The organism is Allobosea sp. BE125, from assembly GCF_031456075.1.
In the GTDB taxonomy this organism is placed as follows: Bacteria; Pseudomonadota; Alphaproteobacteria; order Rhizobiales; family Beijerinckiaceae; genus Allobosea.
In genome coordinates this window covers 281,482-296,257 of record NZ_JAVDTY010000001.1, presented here as the reverse complement: position 1 = coordinate 296,257, position 14,776 = coordinate 281,482, and the positions used below count along the sequence as shown (strand labels likewise).

13 protein-coding genes are annotated in these 14,776 nt (G+C 65.9%); 6 read left to right on the top strand and 7 right to left on the bottom strand.

Going from position 1 to position 14,776, the window contains the following annotated elements; all coding sequences use genetic code 11:
* Nucleotides 1–92 precede the first annotated feature (92 nt).
* From J2Y55_RS01405 to J2Y55_RS01385, 5 genes are all read left to right on the top strand, one after another.
* Nucleotides 93–1,709 (top strand): ABC transporter substrate-binding protein, encoded by a 1,617-nt coding sequence (locus tag J2Y55_RS01405; RefSeq protein WP_310146885.1) that lies wholly within the window; start codon nt 93–95, stop codon nt 1,707–1,709.
* A 159-nt stretch (nt 1,710–1,868) separates the two neighbouring features.
* The gene (locus J2Y55_RS01400; protein ID WP_310146882.1) at nt 1,869–2,879 is read left to right on the top strand and encodes an ABC transporter permease subunit; all 1,011 of its coding nucleotides are present in this window, start codon (nt 1,869–1,871) and stop codon (nt 2,877–2,879) included.
* A 13-nt stretch (nt 2,880–2,892) separates the two neighbouring features.
* Nucleotides 2,893–3,804, top strand: coding sequence for an ABC transporter permease subunit (locus J2Y55_RS01395; RefSeq protein ID WP_310146881.1), 912 nt, complete (start codon nt 2,893–2,895; stop codon nt 3,802–3,804).
* A gap of 4 nt (nt 3,805–3,808) precedes the next feature.
* Complete coding sequence (locus tag J2Y55_RS01390) at nt 3,809–4,834, top strand: ABC transporter ATP-binding protein (protein ID WP_310146879.1); 1,026 nt, start codon at nt 3,809–3,811, stop codon at nt 4,832–4,834.
* Entirely contained in the window at nt 4,831–5,811 is a 981-nt protein-coding gene (locus tag J2Y55_RS01385; RefSeq protein ID WP_310146877.1) for a peptide ABC transporter ATP-binding protein, read from the top strand. The genes J2Y55_RS01390 and J2Y55_RS01385 overlap by 4 nt, the downstream gene beginning before the upstream one ends.
* Before the next feature lie 76 nt (nt 5,812–5,887).
* Here the strand turns inward: J2Y55_RS01385 and J2Y55_RS01380 are convergent, their stop codons facing one another.
* Nucleotides 5,888–7,102 carry an extracellular solute-binding protein gene (locus J2Y55_RS01380; RefSeq protein ID WP_310146875.1) on the bottom strand — a complete coding sequence of 405 codons (1,215 nt, stop codon included), beginning with the start codon at nt 7,100–7,102 and terminating at the stop codon, nt 5,888–5,890.
* Nucleotides 7,103–7,298: 196 nt separating this feature from the next.
* Between J2Y55_RS01380 and J2Y55_RS01375 the strand changes: the two genes are divergently transcribed.
* A complete protein-coding gene (locus J2Y55_RS01375) occupies nt 7,299–8,450 on the top strand; it encodes an AGE family epimerase/isomerase (RefSeq protein WP_310146872.1) in 1,152 nt (383 codons plus the stop codon).
* A 17-nt stretch (nt 8,451–8,467) separates the two neighbouring features.
* Here the strand turns inward: J2Y55_RS01375 and J2Y55_RS01370 are convergent, their stop codons facing one another.
* The 6 genes from J2Y55_RS01370 to J2Y55_RS01345 form a co-directional block, all read right to left on the bottom strand.
* Nucleotides 8,468–9,496: a Gfo/Idh/MocA family protein gene (locus J2Y55_RS01370; protein WP_310146870.1), complete on the bottom strand. Its 1,029-nt coding sequence runs from the start codon at nt 9,494–9,496 to the stop codon at nt 8,468–8,470.
* The gene (locus J2Y55_RS01365) at nt 9,493–10,521 is read right to left on the bottom strand and encodes a Gfo/Idh/MocA family protein (protein WP_310146868.1); all 1,029 of its coding nucleotides are present in this window, start codon (nt 10,519–10,521) and stop codon (nt 9,493–9,495) included. Before J2Y55_RS01365 ends, J2Y55_RS01370 begins: the two co-directional genes overlap by 4 nt.
* Before the next feature lies 1 nt (nt 10,522).
* Nucleotides 10,523–11,707: an extracellular solute-binding protein gene (locus J2Y55_RS01360; protein ID WP_310146866.1), complete on the bottom strand. Its 1,185-nt coding sequence runs from the start codon at nt 11,705–11,707 to the stop codon at nt 10,523–10,525.
* Nucleotides 11,708–11,820: 113 nt separating this feature from the next.
* On the bottom strand, nt 11,821–12,654 hold the full coding sequence (locus J2Y55_RS01355) for an ABC transporter permease (RefSeq protein WP_310146863.1): 834 nt from the start codon (nt 12,652–12,654) through the stop codon (nt 11,821–11,823).
* A 5-nt stretch (nt 12,655–12,659) separates the two neighbouring features.
* Entirely contained in the window at nt 12,660–13,550 is an 891-nt protein-coding gene (locus J2Y55_RS01350; protein WP_310146861.1) for an ABC transporter permease, read from the bottom strand.
* Nucleotides 13,547–14,617, bottom strand: a complete 1,071-nt coding sequence (locus J2Y55_RS01345; RefSeq protein WP_310146859.1) for an ABC transporter ATP-binding protein — start codon at nt 14,615–14,617, stop codon at nt 13,547–13,549. The genes J2Y55_RS01350 and J2Y55_RS01345 overlap by 4 nt, the downstream gene beginning before the upstream one ends.
* Between the last annotated feature and the right edge of the window lie 159 nt (nt 14,618–14,776).

The following is a 14,776-nucleotide window of genomic DNA, read 5'->3' as shown; positions in this document are numbered from 1 at the left end:
GCCGCGCCCGTTTTGCTAGAGCAGCCTGAATAACAGCGGAATCCGGTTTTCCGCGTCCAGCTCGGCCTTTGATCGTCTTCGGAGAGACAGCCATGTCCATTCGCATGTTCGCCGCCGCCATGGCCTTTGGCCTGAGCGCGCTCCTGCAGCCAGGCACCGCGGGCGCGCAAACGCTCGTCGTTTGCTCCGAGGCCAGCCCCGACTTCCTCAACCCGCAATTCTCGTCGCAGAACACGGCCTATGATGTCGCGGCGCAGATCTACGACAAGCTGGTCACGACCGAGCGCGGCGGCTCGCAGATCATCCCCAGCCTCGCCGAATCCTGGACGATCTCGGATGACGGCCTGACCTACACCTTCAAGCTGCGCCGTGGCGTGAAGTGGCATTCCAGCAAGATCTTCACGCCGACGCGCGACTTCAACGCCGACGACGTGGTCTTCACGATCACGCGGATGTTCGACGAGAACCACCCCTATTACAAAGTCGGCGGCTCGAATTATCAGTTCTTCGGCGAGATCGTGAAGCCGAGCCTGAAGGCGGTCGAGAAGCTCGACGACTACACCCTCAAGGTCACGCTGACCAAGCCCTATGCGCCGCTCCTGAGCGCGCTCTCGGTCGAGCCGATGTCGATCCTCTCGGCCGAATACGCCGATGCGATGACGAAGGCGGGCACGCCCGAGCAGGTCAATCAGGCGCCGATCGGCACCGGCCCCTTCTCCCTCGTCGTCTATCAGAAGGATGCGACGATCCGCTTCAAGGCGGTGCCGGACCATTGGACCAAGGCCGTCGGCAATCGTGACCGCATGGCGCTGGTCAGCGACCTGATCTTCGTGATCACGCCCGACGCCTCGGTGCGCTACGCCAAGGTCAAGTCCGGCGAATGCCAGATCGCGCGCTATCCCAATCCAGGCGACCTGCCGGCGATGCGGGCCGACTCCAACCTGACCATGCTTTCGGGCAGCATTGCCGATCAGAGCTTCCTCGCCTTCAACCAGCAGAAGAAGCCCTTCGACGACAAGCGCGTGCGCGAAGCGCTGGTCTACGCCACCAATATCCCCGCCATCATCGATGCGGTCTATCAGGGCACCGGCAAGCAGGCGGCGGCGCTCGTGCCGCCCTCCCTCTGGTCGCATGACGACGCCTTGAAGCCGCGCCCCTACGACCCGGAAAAAGCCAAGGCGCTGCTCGCCGAGGCCGGCTACCCCAATGGTTTCAAGACCGTGCTCTGGGCTATTCCGGTGGTGCGCGCCTATATGCCCAATGGCCGGCGCGCTGCCGAATTGATCCAGGCGGACTGGGCCAAGATCGGCGTCCAGGCCGAGATCCAGAGCTATGAATGGGGCGAGTATCTCAAGCGCGGCCGCGCCGGCGACCATGAGGTCGGCATGTTCGGCTATACCTGGGACTATCCCGATCCGAGCCAGATCCTGCTCTCGGGCTGGCATTGCGACGGCGTCAAATCCGGCGCCAACCGGGCGCGCTGGTGCAACAAGGAGTTCTCCGACCTCCTGACCAAGGCCAACACGATCACCGACCAGGCCGAGCGGACGAAGATGTTCGTGCGCATGCAGGAGATCTTCCAGGAGGATGTCGGCGGGTTGCTCTTCGCCAATGCGCAGGCCTTCACGCCGGTGCGCAAGGACGTCAAGGACTACAAGATCCACTTCTTCGGCGGCCAGCCCTTCGTCGGCGTGTCGCTGGCGAAATGACCTGAAAAACCGGGCGCGGTCCTCTCAAAGCCGCGTCCGGATTGCCTAATCCACAGGCAGGATTTGCAGGCGCGCTCGACCTCGTTGTAACAGGACCAAATAAAATCTGTCGCGACGATCGGTTCACGCGGCGAACAGGCCGACAAGACTGGGGCTCCGATGCTTCGCTTCATCCTCACACGCGTCAGTCTCGTGATCCCGACCTTCATCGGCATCACGATGCTGGCTTTCTTCCTGATCCGGCTCGTGCCTGGCGATCCGATCGAAACCATGGCCGGCGAACGCGGCATCGACGCGACGCGCCATGAGATGCTGCGCAAGGAACTCGGCCTCGACCAGCCGCTGCTGGTCCAGTACGGCATCTATATCGGCCGCGTGCTGCATGGCGATCTCGGCAAGTCGATCGTCACCCGCGAGAGCGTGATCTCGGAGTTCAACGCGCTCTTCCCGGCGACGATCGAGCTCGCGCTCTGCGCCATCTTCATCGCGCTCGCGATCGGGCTGCCCGCCGGCATCATCGCGGCGGTCAAGCGAAACTCCATCTTCGACCACGGTGTGATGGGCCTGTCGCTGACGGGCTATTCCATGCCGATCTTCTGGTGGGGCCTGCTGCTGATCCTGCTGTTCTCGGTCCAGCTCGGCATCACGCCGGTCTCGGGCCGCATCGCGGTTCAGTATTACATCGAGCCCGTCACCGGTTTCCTCACCGTCGACAGCCTGCTGGTGGGCGACTGGGACGCCTTCAAATCGGCGCTGTCGCATCTGGTCCTGCCCTCGATCGTGCTCGGCACCGTGCCGCTCGCCGTGATCGCGCGCATGACGCGTTCGGCCATGCTGGAGGTGCTGGGCGAGGACTATATCCGCACCGCCCGCGCCAAGGGCATGGCGCCTTTGCGCGTCGTCGCGCTGCACGCCCTGCGCAATGCCTTGATTCCGGTGATCACGGTCATCGGCCTGCAGGTCGGCGTGCTGTTCACCGGCGCGATCCTGACCGAGACGATCTTCTCCTGGCCGGGCATCGGCAAATGGCTGATCGAAGCGATCAGCCGGCGCGACTACCCGATCCTGCAAGGCGGCACGCTTTTGATCGGCGTCGTCGTGATGAGCGTCAATCTGTTCGTCGATCTGCTTTATGGCCTGATCAACCCCCGCATCCGCCATGCACGTTGAGGGGCGCTGAACCATGACTGCAGAAACCCTGGAAGCCCCGAGCGCGACCGTCCCCGCCGGCGCCCCGCCTCATCCCCTGCGCGAGTTCTGGAGCTATTTCAGCGCCAATCGCGGCGCGGTTGCTGGCCTTATCGTCATCGTCCTCGTGCTGCTGGCGGCCGTCTTCGCCGAGGTGCTGGCGCCGCACTCGCCCTACCTGACCAACAACGCCGTCTTCCTGAAGCCGCCGGCCTGGCAGGAAGGTGGCTCGTGGAGCTATCCGCTCGGCACCGACGCGATCGGCCGCGACATCCTCTCGCGCCTGCTCTATGGCGCGCGCCTCTCGCTGGTCATCGGCATCGCCGTGGTGGCGCTCGCCATGGCGCTGGGCATCGTGCTCGGCCTGGTCGCGGGCTTCTTCAAGGGCATCACCGAAATCATCATCATGCGCTTGATGGACATCGTGCTGACGATGCCGAGCCTGCTGCTCGCCATCGTCATCGTCGCGATCCTGGGGCCGGGCCTGATGAACGCGATGCTGGCCGTCGCGATCGTGGTGCTGCCGCATTATGTCCGGATCACGCGTGCCGCCGTCATTGCCGAAACCTCGAAGGACTACGTCGTCGCCGCCAAGGTCAGCGGTGCGGGCACCCTGCGATTGATGTTCAGCGAAGTACTGCCCAACTGCACCGCCCCCTTGATCGTGCAGGCGACGCTCGGCGTCTCCACGGCGATCCTGGACGCCGCGGCGCTGGGCTTCCTCGGCCTTGGCGCGCAGCCGCCGACGCCGGAATGGGGCACGATGCTGGCCGATGCGCGTGAGTTCGTGCTGCGCGCCTGGTGGGTGGTGACGCTGCCGGGCCTGGCGATCCTGATCACCGTGCTCGCTTTCAACCTGCTCGGCGACGGCTTGCGCGACGCCCTCGACCCCAAACTGAAACGCTAGAACCATGCCGCTGCTCGAAATCGAGAATCTGTGCGTCGAATTCCCGACCTCCGCCGGCACGCTGAAGGCCGTCGACCGCATCAGCCTGACCCTCGACGAGGGTGAGATCCTCGGCGTCGTCGGCGAGTCCGGCTCCGGCAAGAGCGTCACCATGCTCGCGCTGATGGGCCTCGTCGCCTATCCCGGCAAGATCACCGCCGACCGCCTGATGTTCGGCGGACGCGACCTGCTCGCAATGTCCGACCGGGAGCGCCGCAAGCTCACCGGCAAGGATGTCGCGATGATCTTCCAGGAGCCGAGCACGAGCCTCAATCCCTGCTTCACCATCGGCTTCCAGATCGCCGAGACGCTCAGGAAGCATGAGGGCATGGACGGCAAGGCAGCGCGCCGGCGCGCGATCGAACTGCTCGAGCAGGTCGGCATTCCCGCTCCCGAGAGCCGGATGAAGGCCTATCCGCACCAGTTGTCGGGTGGCATGAACCAGCGCGTGATGATCGCCATGGCGATCGCCTGCAATCCACGCCTGCTGATCGCCGACGAGCCGACCACCGCGCTCGACGTCACCATCCAGGCGCAGATCCTCGATCTCCTGATCTCGCTGCAGCGCGAGCGCGACATGGCGCTGGTCCTGATCACCCATAATATGGGCGTGGTCGCCGAGACGGCGCAGCGCATCATGGTGATGTATGCCGGCCAGATCATGGAGGAGCGCAACGTCGCCTCGCTCTTCGCGGCCCCGCAGCACCCCTATTCCGCCGCGCTGCTGGCCGCCCTGCCCGAGCGCAGCGAGGGCGAGCATCGGCTCGCGACCATCCCCGGCATGGTGCCGGGCCTGCATGACCGGCCCAAGGGCTGCCTGTTCAGCCCGCGCTGTGCCTATGCCACCGACCATTCCCGCCTGGTCCAGCCGGAGCTGCGGCCCTGGCAGGACGGGCAGATCCGTTGCCATTACCCGCTCGGTGATCCGCAGCGCGACGCCCTGCGCGCGGCCGGCGGCAATCAGTTCGCCGCTCCGGAGACGACGCCGTGACAAACCCGGTCATCGATGCGCGCGAACTGACGCAAACCTATCCGGTCAAGCGCGGCCTGTTCCGCGCGCCGGCGAGCCTGCAGGCCGTCAGCCGCGTCTCCTTCACGGTCGAACCCGGCAAGACGCTTGCCGTCGTCGGCGAATCCGGCTGCGGAAAATCGACGCTCGCCCGGATGGCCACGCTGATCGAGACCCCGACATCGGGCACGCTGACGCTCGACGGCCTCGATGCGATCCACCCGCCTTCTTCCGAAAAGACCAGGCTGCGCCGTACGGTGCAGATGGTCTTCCAGAACCCCTATGGCTCGCTCAATCCGCGCAAGCGCGTCGGCGCGATCCTCGAGGAGCCTCTGCTGATCAACACCAAGCTGAGCAAGGCCGAGCGCACCGAGAAAGCGCGCGCCATCATGGCCAAGGTCGGCTTGCGCCCCGAGCATTACAGCCGCTACCCGCATATGTTTTCGGGCGGCCAGCGCCAGCGCATCGCGATCGCCCGCTCGCTGATCCTCTCGCCGAAGCTGCTGGTCGCCGACGAGCCGGTCTCGGCGCTCGACGTCTCGATCCAGGCCCAGGTGCTGAACCTGCTCGCCGATATCCAGGATGAGTTCGGGCTGGCCTATCTCTTCATCTCGCATGATCTCGGCGTCGTCCGGCACATCGCCCATGACGTGATGGTGATGTATCTTGGCCATGCCATCGAGCACGGCCCCAAGCAGGCGATCTTCGCTCGCCCGCTACACCCTTACACCCAGGCGCTGCTCGCCTCGACGCCGCGCGTCACCACGGAAAAGCGCGAGCGCATCGTGCTGAAGGGCGAATTGCCCTCGCCGCTGAACCCGCCCAAGGGCTGCGTCTTCTCGACCCGCTGCCCGCATGTCACCGATCTCTGCCGCAGCGAGCGCCCGCCAGCCCGGGAGCTCGACCAACGCCTGGTCGCCTGCCACTACGCCGAGCGCTTCCTCGCACAAGCCGCCTGAACCGAGAGACCGAGCCTATATGAAAAAGGCGGCGCGGATGAACCGCGCCGCCTTCTCGTTTCAGCCCGCGGAAGAGCTATTTCCGCTTGGTGCCGACTTCCTCGTCCCAGCGGCGGAAGGCCACGACCATCTTGTCGGGCGTCAGCGGCGTCTCGATCGGATTATTGGCGATCAGATCGGCATATTCGGGCCGGCCATATTCGGCGATCGCCTTCTGGCTGCTTTCGGGCGCCATAGAAAGCGGCACGTCCTTCACGGCCGGACCCGGATAGAAATAGCCCTCGTCATAGGTGAAGGCCTGCTGCGCCGGCGTCATCGTGTGGCTGATCAGGTCGAGGATGACGGCGAGCTTCTCGCTTGAGACGCCCTTGGGCACGAACATGTACTGGGCGTCGGAGACCCAGTGGAAACCCTTCAGCGTCTGGATCTTGGCTTCCTTCGGCACGATGCCGAGCGCACGCGGATTGATGTCCCAGCCGGTGGTCGAGACGATCATGTCGCGCGAGCCGTCGCCGAGCTCCTTCATCGTCGCGCCGGTTCCCGTCGGATAGTATTCGACGTTCTGTCCGAGCTCCTTGAGATAGGCCCAGGTCTTGTCCCAGCCATTGACCGGGTCCTTGGGATCCTTGTCACCGAGCAGATAGGGCAGCCCCATGATGAAGGTGCGGCCCGGGCCGGAATTGGCCGGGCGGGCATACAGGAAGCGGTTGGGGTTCTGCTTGGTCCAGGTCAGCAGCTCCTCGGCCGTGGTCGGCGGCGTCTTGACCTTGGCCGGCATGTATTCGAGCAGCGGTCCGGAGGGGTAGTAAACCACGCACATGCCCTGGCCACCGCCGAGATTATGCATGTCGAGCGCGGCCTTGAGCAGGATCTTGGTCGGGTCGGGCAGCGAGGCGGCGTGAGCCGGCAGGAGCGGCTCCCAGAGATTCTGCTCGATACCGGCAGAGAGCGCATCGAGGCCGCCGATGATGAGGTCGATATCGACCCGGCCGGCCTCCTGCATCGCCTTGATCTTGCCCGGCAGCTCCGGCGCCGGCGCCTTGGTGAAAGTCATGCGCGAGACCAGGTTCTTCTTGGCGTCGCGATAATTCTCCAGCGGCTTCTGCAGCAAAGCGAGCGCGCCGCCGACGTCGATCACGCTGATCGCGACCGGCGATTTCGGCAGCGCTAGCGTCTGAGCAAGAGCCCCTGTCGCGCCCAGAGCCGGCAGGGTCGCCAGCATGGCTGCGCCACCTTCGACGAATTGCCGGCGCGAGGCACCCGGCTTTCTTGTCCTCTGATCATCTGTCATCGTTTGTCTCCCTTGCTTGGTTGCTTCATCAGGCCGGAACTCCGTCGAGTCAGGCCTGACGTCGTTGGCCGCAGCGCCGAGGCGGATGCGGGAATGAGATGGCGCGCGCCCGCACCGCGCACTTGTCGAAAGTCGCGGCGTCCCGATACATCGCCGTCGAGCTGTCCCGACGCCGGGACCTGCAAAGGACGACGCCATGCCTGCCGACACCGCCGAGACGCTTTCCGGCTGGCTGAGGGAAACGCTGCTGCCCGGCTGGCTCGCGCGCGTCTACGACCCCACGCGGCCCGGCTTCGTCGAGATGCTCGAGCCCGGCGGCGCGGCCTCCGGCAGCGACATCCGCAGCACGCTGGTGACGGCGCGCCTGACCTACGTCTTCAGCCACGCCCATCTGCTCGGCGTGCCCGGAGCGCTGGACGCCGCACGCCACGGCATGACCTTCCTCTGGGAGACCTGCCGGCGCCCCGATGGCCGCTTCTGTCATCGCTGCAGGACGAGCGGAGAGGTCGTCGATACCAGGTCCGATTTCTACGACCTCGCCTTCGTGCTGTTCTGCCTCGGCTGGTTCGCCAGGGCGAGCGGTGATGGCCAGGCCTTGGCGCGGGCCGACGAGGTGATGGGCTTCATCGAGACGCAGCTCGCTCATCCCGCAGGCGGCTTCGCCGAGGACACGCTGGGCACCCTGCCACGCCGGCAGAACCCGCATATGCACCTGCTCGAAGCCTGCCACGCTCTGGCTGAAGCGAGCGGCGACAGGCGCTGGCTCGCCCGCGCAGACGCCATCGTCGCGCTGATGCGCACACGCATGCTCGATCAGGCGACGGATTCGCTTGGCGAGTTCTTCGGCGAGGATTGGAGCGCCTGGCCGGAGCCGCGTGGCCTCGTCCGCGAGCCCGGCCACCATTACGAGTGGACCTGGCTGCTCTATCACCATGAGCGGCTGACGCATTCCGCCAGCGCCCGCATCGACGCGCGCCGGCTCTATGGCTTCGCCGAGCGGCACCGCGATCAAGGCACGACGCATCCCGTCATCAACGAGATCGATCCCAACGGAGCGGTTCTGAACGGCGCGGCGCTGCTCTGGCCCCAGACCGAATATCTCAAGGCGCTCGTCGCGCGGATCGAGTTCGAGGGCGACGAGGTTGCCGCCAGCCGGCTCGACGGCCATCTGCGCCTGATGTTCGAGCGCTTCGTCGATCGTAAGACCGGACTTTGGATCAACCAGATCGACAGCGCCGAGCACGCCATCGTTGAGGCGGTCCCGGTGCGCGTGCTCTACCACCTGCTGCTCGCCTGCGCTGAGATCGTGCGGCTGCGGCCAGAGACTCGCCTGCCGCAGAACATGTGAGCGGCGCGGATGCGGCCTCATGAGGTCGCTCCCTCGCCAATCTTCCAGCCTGCTGTCGCGAGGATATTATCGACGAGCCGCTGGGAGGTCAGCGCCTCCTCGCCGGTCACGACCGGATCGCGGCCCTGCCTGATCGCATCCAGGAAATCGGCGATCACGGCGCGATGGGCGTCATGCGGGAAATCCATGATGTTGGCGCCACTGCCGGTCGAGCCCTCCGCCTCGACGATCTCGGAGCGGCCGTCGAGGAATGACAATTCCAGCCGGCCGCCGACCAACGCGGCAAAGCCCTTGCTGCCGATGATCTCGATGCGCTCGGGATGGCCGGGATAGGCGGCCGTGGTCGCGACCAATGTCGCGGGCGCACCGCTGCCGGTTTCGAGCAGGGCCGAGACGTAGTCCTCCGTCTCCATGCGGTGCAACGCCGTGATGCGGGCCTGCGCTGCCACAACCTTGGAGACACCGACCAGCGAACGGAACAGGTCGAGCGAATGGATCGCCTGCGTCAGCAACACGCCGCCGCCATCGCGCGCCAGCGTGCCGCGCCCCGGCTCGTCATAATAGGATTGCGGCCGCCACCACGGCACCCGCAGGAAGGCGGCCTCGACGCTGCCGAGCTCACCGTCGTCCAGGGCCGCCTTGAGGCGAAGGCTCGCCGGTCTGAGGCGATGCTGCAGCACGACGCCAAAGACCTTGCCGGCCTTTCGCGCGGCCTCGACGAGGCGGGCGCCGCGCGCGCTCGTCAGTTCCAGCGGCTTCTCGACCAGGACATGCTTGCCAGCTTCGAGACAGCGCACCGAGGCATCGAGATGGCTGCTCGGCGGCGTCAGGACGATCGCCGCATCGACGGCGGGATCCGCCAGCACGGCGTCGAAATCGGTCGTCACCGGGAAGGGAAACTGCCCGGCAAAGGCGTCCGCGCGCGCCTGCGAGCGGCTGACCGCCCAGCGCACCTGGCTGCGATCCGCGAGATCGAGCAGGCTCTTGGAATGCGGCAGCGAAGCCGGCCCAAGCCCGATGATGGCGATGCCGACCTTGCCTGTCACGCGACCAGACTCCTTGGCGTTTTCCCCTGCAACCCAACAGCCCTGGCCTGCGCCTCCAGCGCCAGCCGGCAGACCGTGAAGACATGGGCCTGCGCCATGGCCGTTTCCGTCCGCGCGCCGATATCGGCGACGAGGTTGCGGAAATAGGTCAATGGTTCACCCGAGGCATCGATATGGCGCGTGCCGGCCTTGTCGACGAGGAAGACATGGTCGGTCCCCGCTCGGCCTGCGATGTCGACATATTTGCGCAGCTCGATCGTGCCTTCCGTCCCCAGGATGGTGAGCCGTCCGTCTCCCCAGGTCGGCAAACCATCGGCGGTGAACCAGTCGACGCGGATATAGCCGCCAGCCTGCGGGCTGCGCAGCAGGATCTCGCCGAAATCCTCGAAGTCGGGCAGATCCTTCACGCCAAAATGGCCGGTGGCGGAGGCCACGATCTCGGCCTCGCGCGAGCCGGTGAAGTGCAGGAACTGGTCGATCTGATGCGAGGCGATATCGGTCAGGATACCGCCGAACCTGGCCTTGTCGAAGAACCAGCCGGGCCGGATCGCGCGATTGAGCCGATGCGGGCCAAGTCCGATCGTCTGCACGACGCGCCCGATCGCTCCGTCCGCGATCAGTTTGCCGGCGATGATGGTCGCGGGAACGATGAAGCGCTCGGAAAAGCAGACCGAGAGGATGCGGCCGGTCTCCGCCACAACCGCCTCGACCTCGGCCAGCTGCGCCAGCGTGGTGACGCCGGGCTTGTCGACCATGACGTCCTTGCCCGCCCGCATCGCGCGGATCGCAAGCGCGGCGCGCTCATCGGGAATGCCGGCGCAGACGATCAGCTCGATCGATGGGTCGTCGAGCAGTTCGTCCGTGCTGCGCGGCGCGAGAGCGGGAAAGCGCTCGCGGAAGCCTGAAAGCACGCGCTCGTCGCTGGTCCGCGGATCGAAGCCGACGCATTGCGCGCCGGCCTCGATGAGTCCGCCCACCATGTGGAAGATATGGCGGTGGTCCAGCCCTGTAGCGGCGAAGCGCATCCTATTTCGGTGCTCCGTGCCCGACGCCGATCTCCTGGTCCCAGCGCCGGAAGGCGGCGACGAGACGCTCCGGCGTCAAGGGCGGCCTGGTCGGCAGCTTGGCGATGAGATCGTCATATTCCGGGCGGCCATATTCATTGAGGACGTCGCGGCTTTCCTGCGGCGCCATGGCGAGCGTCACGCCCTTCACCGCCGGCCCCGGGTAGAAATAGCCCTTGTCATAGGTCGCGGCCTGCGCCTCGGGCTTCAGCATGTGCGACATCAGCGCCAGCAACACGGCGATCTTGTCGGCCGGCACGCCCTTGGGGATGCACATGAACTGGGTGTCGGGAATCCAGTGCGTGTTGGCCAGCACGAAGACCTTGGCCTCCTTCGGCACGATGCCGAGCGCACGCGGATTGATGTCCCAGCCCAAGGTCGAGACGATGACGTCGCGCGTGCCCTCGCCGAGTTCCTTCATCGTCGGCGTGGTGCCGCCGGGATAATAGTCGATGCCGGTGCCGAGCTCCTTGAGATAGGCCCAGCTCTTGTCCCAGCCCTTCATCGGGTCGGACGGATCGGCATCGCCGAGGATGTAGGGCAGTCCTTGCAGCCAGGTCCAGCCGGGGCCGGAATTGACCGGTCGGGCATAGGTGAAGCGCTTCGGGTTCTGCTTGACGTAGGCCAGGAACTCCTCGGCCGTCTTGGGCACGACCTTGAGGCGTTCGGGCGCATATTCGAAGAGCGGGCCCGACGGCGAATAGACGACGGCGACGCCTTCGTTCTGGCCGAAATTGCGCTGCATCATCAGCGCCTGCTCGTGATAGACCTCCTCGGCCTTGGGCAGTTTCGCCGCATGAGATTTCCAGACATCGACCCACAGGCCCTGCTGGATGCCGTCCGACATCGCCCCCGGTCCGGTCAGGACGAGGTCGATATCGACGCGGTTGGCCTCCTGCTGCGCCTTGAGCTTCGCCGGCAGTTCCGGTGAGGGCGCCCGCGAAAAATTCAATCGCGAGATCAGCTTGGGATTGTCTTTGCCAAAGCGCTCGATCGCGGCCTGCGTCAATTGCAGATTGCCCGCGACATCGATGATGTTGAGCGCCACCGGCGCGGCCTGGGCGCGGGCCCCGGTCGCTGCGAGCGCGGCAAGTCCCGCCGCGCCGGCCACGACGCGTCTGCGTGTCGGATATGTCGAATCTGTCATGGCTTATCTCCCTGAAGGTTCGACCCTCTATCCGCCCCCCTTGGACAGGGCGCGCCGGGGCCTTGAGTTCATCCCTCCGCAGCCGGCCCTGAGCCGGCTGCGCTAGTCGCTTGTCAGCGCCGCCCTCCCCGCCCGACGATCTGCGTCGGGTTGACGAAGCGCAGCGCGATCACGAGCCAGATCAGCGTCGTGACCATGTAGACCACCGCCATCGCGTCGATCGATTGCACGGCGCGCACGCCGGCCGCGAAGACGGCGTAATAGAGCGCCACGACCAGGGTCTGGCTGGTCGGACCGGCGGTGAGGAAGGTCAGTTCGAACATCGCGATGGTGCGCACCAGCACGAGCAGCAGCGAGGCGAGAATGCCCGGCATCAGCAAGGGCAGGAGCACATGCACGAAGAGCTTGAAGGTGTTGGCGCCGAAGACGCGCGCCGCCGCCTCGATCTTGGTGTCGATCTGCTCGATGAAGGGGATCATCACCAGGATGACGAAGGGCACTGTCGGCACCAGATTGGCGAGCACGACGCCCGACATCTGCCCGGCGAGGCCGAGCCGGTAGAGCACCGTCGCCAGCGGAATGCCGAAGGTGATCGGCGGCACCAGGAGCGGCAGCAGGAACAGCAGCATGACGAGCCGCTTGCCCGGGAATTCGCGCCGCGCCAGCGCATAGGCCGCCGGCACGCCAATCAATCCCGACAGGAGCACCACCAGGAACACGATCTGGAAGGTGACGCTCAGCACCTCGTCGAGCTGGAACTCGGCCCAGGCGGCCGAGTACCAGCGTATGGTCCAGCCGGCTGGGAACCAGGTGCCTAGCCAGCGCGTGGCAAAAGAGCTCGTCACCACGGTGGCGATCATCGCCAAGAGGTTGAGCAGGAAGAAGCCGATGACAGCCCAGTTGGCGGCGGCCCAGAGCTTCGTCGAGAGGCGGGTATCTGCAACCATGATCGTCAGCCCTTCCCGCCGCCGGCCGGGCCGCGATAAAGCAGGCCGCGCGCGCTCAGGACCAGGACGACGATCCCGAGCTGAACGACGCCCATGATCATCGCCACCGCCGAGGCCATCGAATAATCATACTCCTCGAAGGCGGCCTGATAGGCCGCAATCGAGATCACCCGCGTCGGCCCCGCCGGCGCACCCAGCAGCACGGCCGAGGGAAACACCGAGAAGGCCTGCACGAAGCTGAGGCAGAAGGTGATCGCCAGTCCCGGCAGCAGCAGCGGGAACATGATGGTCTTGAAGCGCTGCCAGGGGCCGGCCCCCAGCGTCGCCGCCGCTCGCTCCAGCGCAGGATCGATGCCCGAGAGATAGGACAGCGTCAGCAGGAAGGTGAAGGGGAAGCCGGTGATCACCAGCGAGATCACGACGCCCCAGTAATTGTGCAGGAGCTTGATCGGGGTCGAGATCAGGCCGAGCGTCAGCAGGGTGCGGTTGAACCAGCCCTGCGGGCCGAGATAGTTCAGCAGCCCCTGCGCGACCAGCACGGTGCCGAGCGTGATCGGGATCACCAATAGCGTCGTCAGCAGGCGCTGATGCTGCAGCAGCCTGACGCGGAAGGCGATCGGAACCGCAAAAAGCAAGGTCAGGAACGTCACCGGCAGAGCGAGCCAGAGCGTCGTCGCGATCGTGCCGTACAGGAACGAGTCGGAGAAGAACTTGATGTAGTTCGCCAGCGCGCCGCCGCTCTTGGGATTGAAGGACAACACCAACCCGTAAAGGAACGGGTAGACGAACAGCGCCAGCAGGAACAGCACCGCCGGCAGCACCAGCAGGGTCAAGCCGTCGACGCCGCGAGCCGCGAGCCGCTGCTTCAGCGGGATCGTGTCGGGAACAGCGCTCATGCCGCCCCCCCGCCGAAGACGAGCACGCGGTCGGGATCGGCTCCCAGCGTGACGCTCGTGCCGGGTTCCAGCTTGGTGTGAGCCAGGAAGGACAGGTCGGTGCCGTCCTCCATGCGCGCGAAGCCGACGAATTCGCGGCCGCGGAACTCAGTCGAGATGATCGTCGCCTTGAGCCCGCCTTCGGCGCTCGGATTCAGGTCTTCCGGCCGGATCGCGACATGGCAGGCCGCACCCGCAGCGACCGCGCCGCGAACCCGCCCGGTCACGCTGGCAGAGCCGACCGCGACTTGCGCCACGCCGCCATCGACCGAGGTGATGCGGCCGGCCACGACGTTGCGGAAACCCATGAACTCGGCGACGTCGAGATGATCGGGCCGCGAGAACAGATCCTCCGGCACCCCGACCTGGCGGACCTCGCCGTCGCGCATCACCACGATGCGGTCGGCAAGCGACAGGGCCTCCTCCTGGTCATGCGTGACGTAGATCGTGGTCGCGCCCAGCGTGTTATGGATGCGGCGGATTTCGGCGCGCATCTCGAGGCGCAGCTTGGCGTCGAGATTGGACAGGGGCTCGTCCATCAGCACCAGCGGCGGCTCGACCACGATGGCGCGGGCGATCGCGACGCGCTGCTGCTGGCCGCCCGAAAGCTGGCCGGGGAGCTTGTCGACCTGGCTCTGCAGGCGCACCAGCGCGGCGGCCTCGTCGACGCGCTTGTCAATCTCGGCCTTGGGCAGGCCGCGCATCTTGAGCCCGAAGCCGATATTGCGGCGGACATTCATATGCGGAAACAGAGCATAGTTCTGGAACACCATGCCAAAGCCGCGCTCTTCGGGCCGCAGCGGGTCGATGCGCTTGTCGTCGAGCCAGATGCCGCCGCCCGTCGCGGGCAGGAGACCGGCGATCAGGTTCAGCGTCGTCGACTTGCCGCAGCCCGACGGGCCGAGAAGCGCGATGAACTCGCCCTTCTTGATCGTCAGGGAGACGTCTTTCAGCGCGTTGTGCGTGCCGAAATCGCGACTGAGTCGATCGAGCCTGAGCTCGTGGAAATTCGCTGCATGTATTGTCATGGAAGCCACAGGATTGAGGGCAGGCGCAGGCCGCCTGGAGCAGGCGGGAGCGAAGCGTCGAACAAGGATAAGGGGCCGGGCGAAAACACGGACAGGATCATGCGCTGAGAGGGGAGGCGGCGAGCGCTGCTGCTGGGAGATCGCACTCGAAGCGAGATG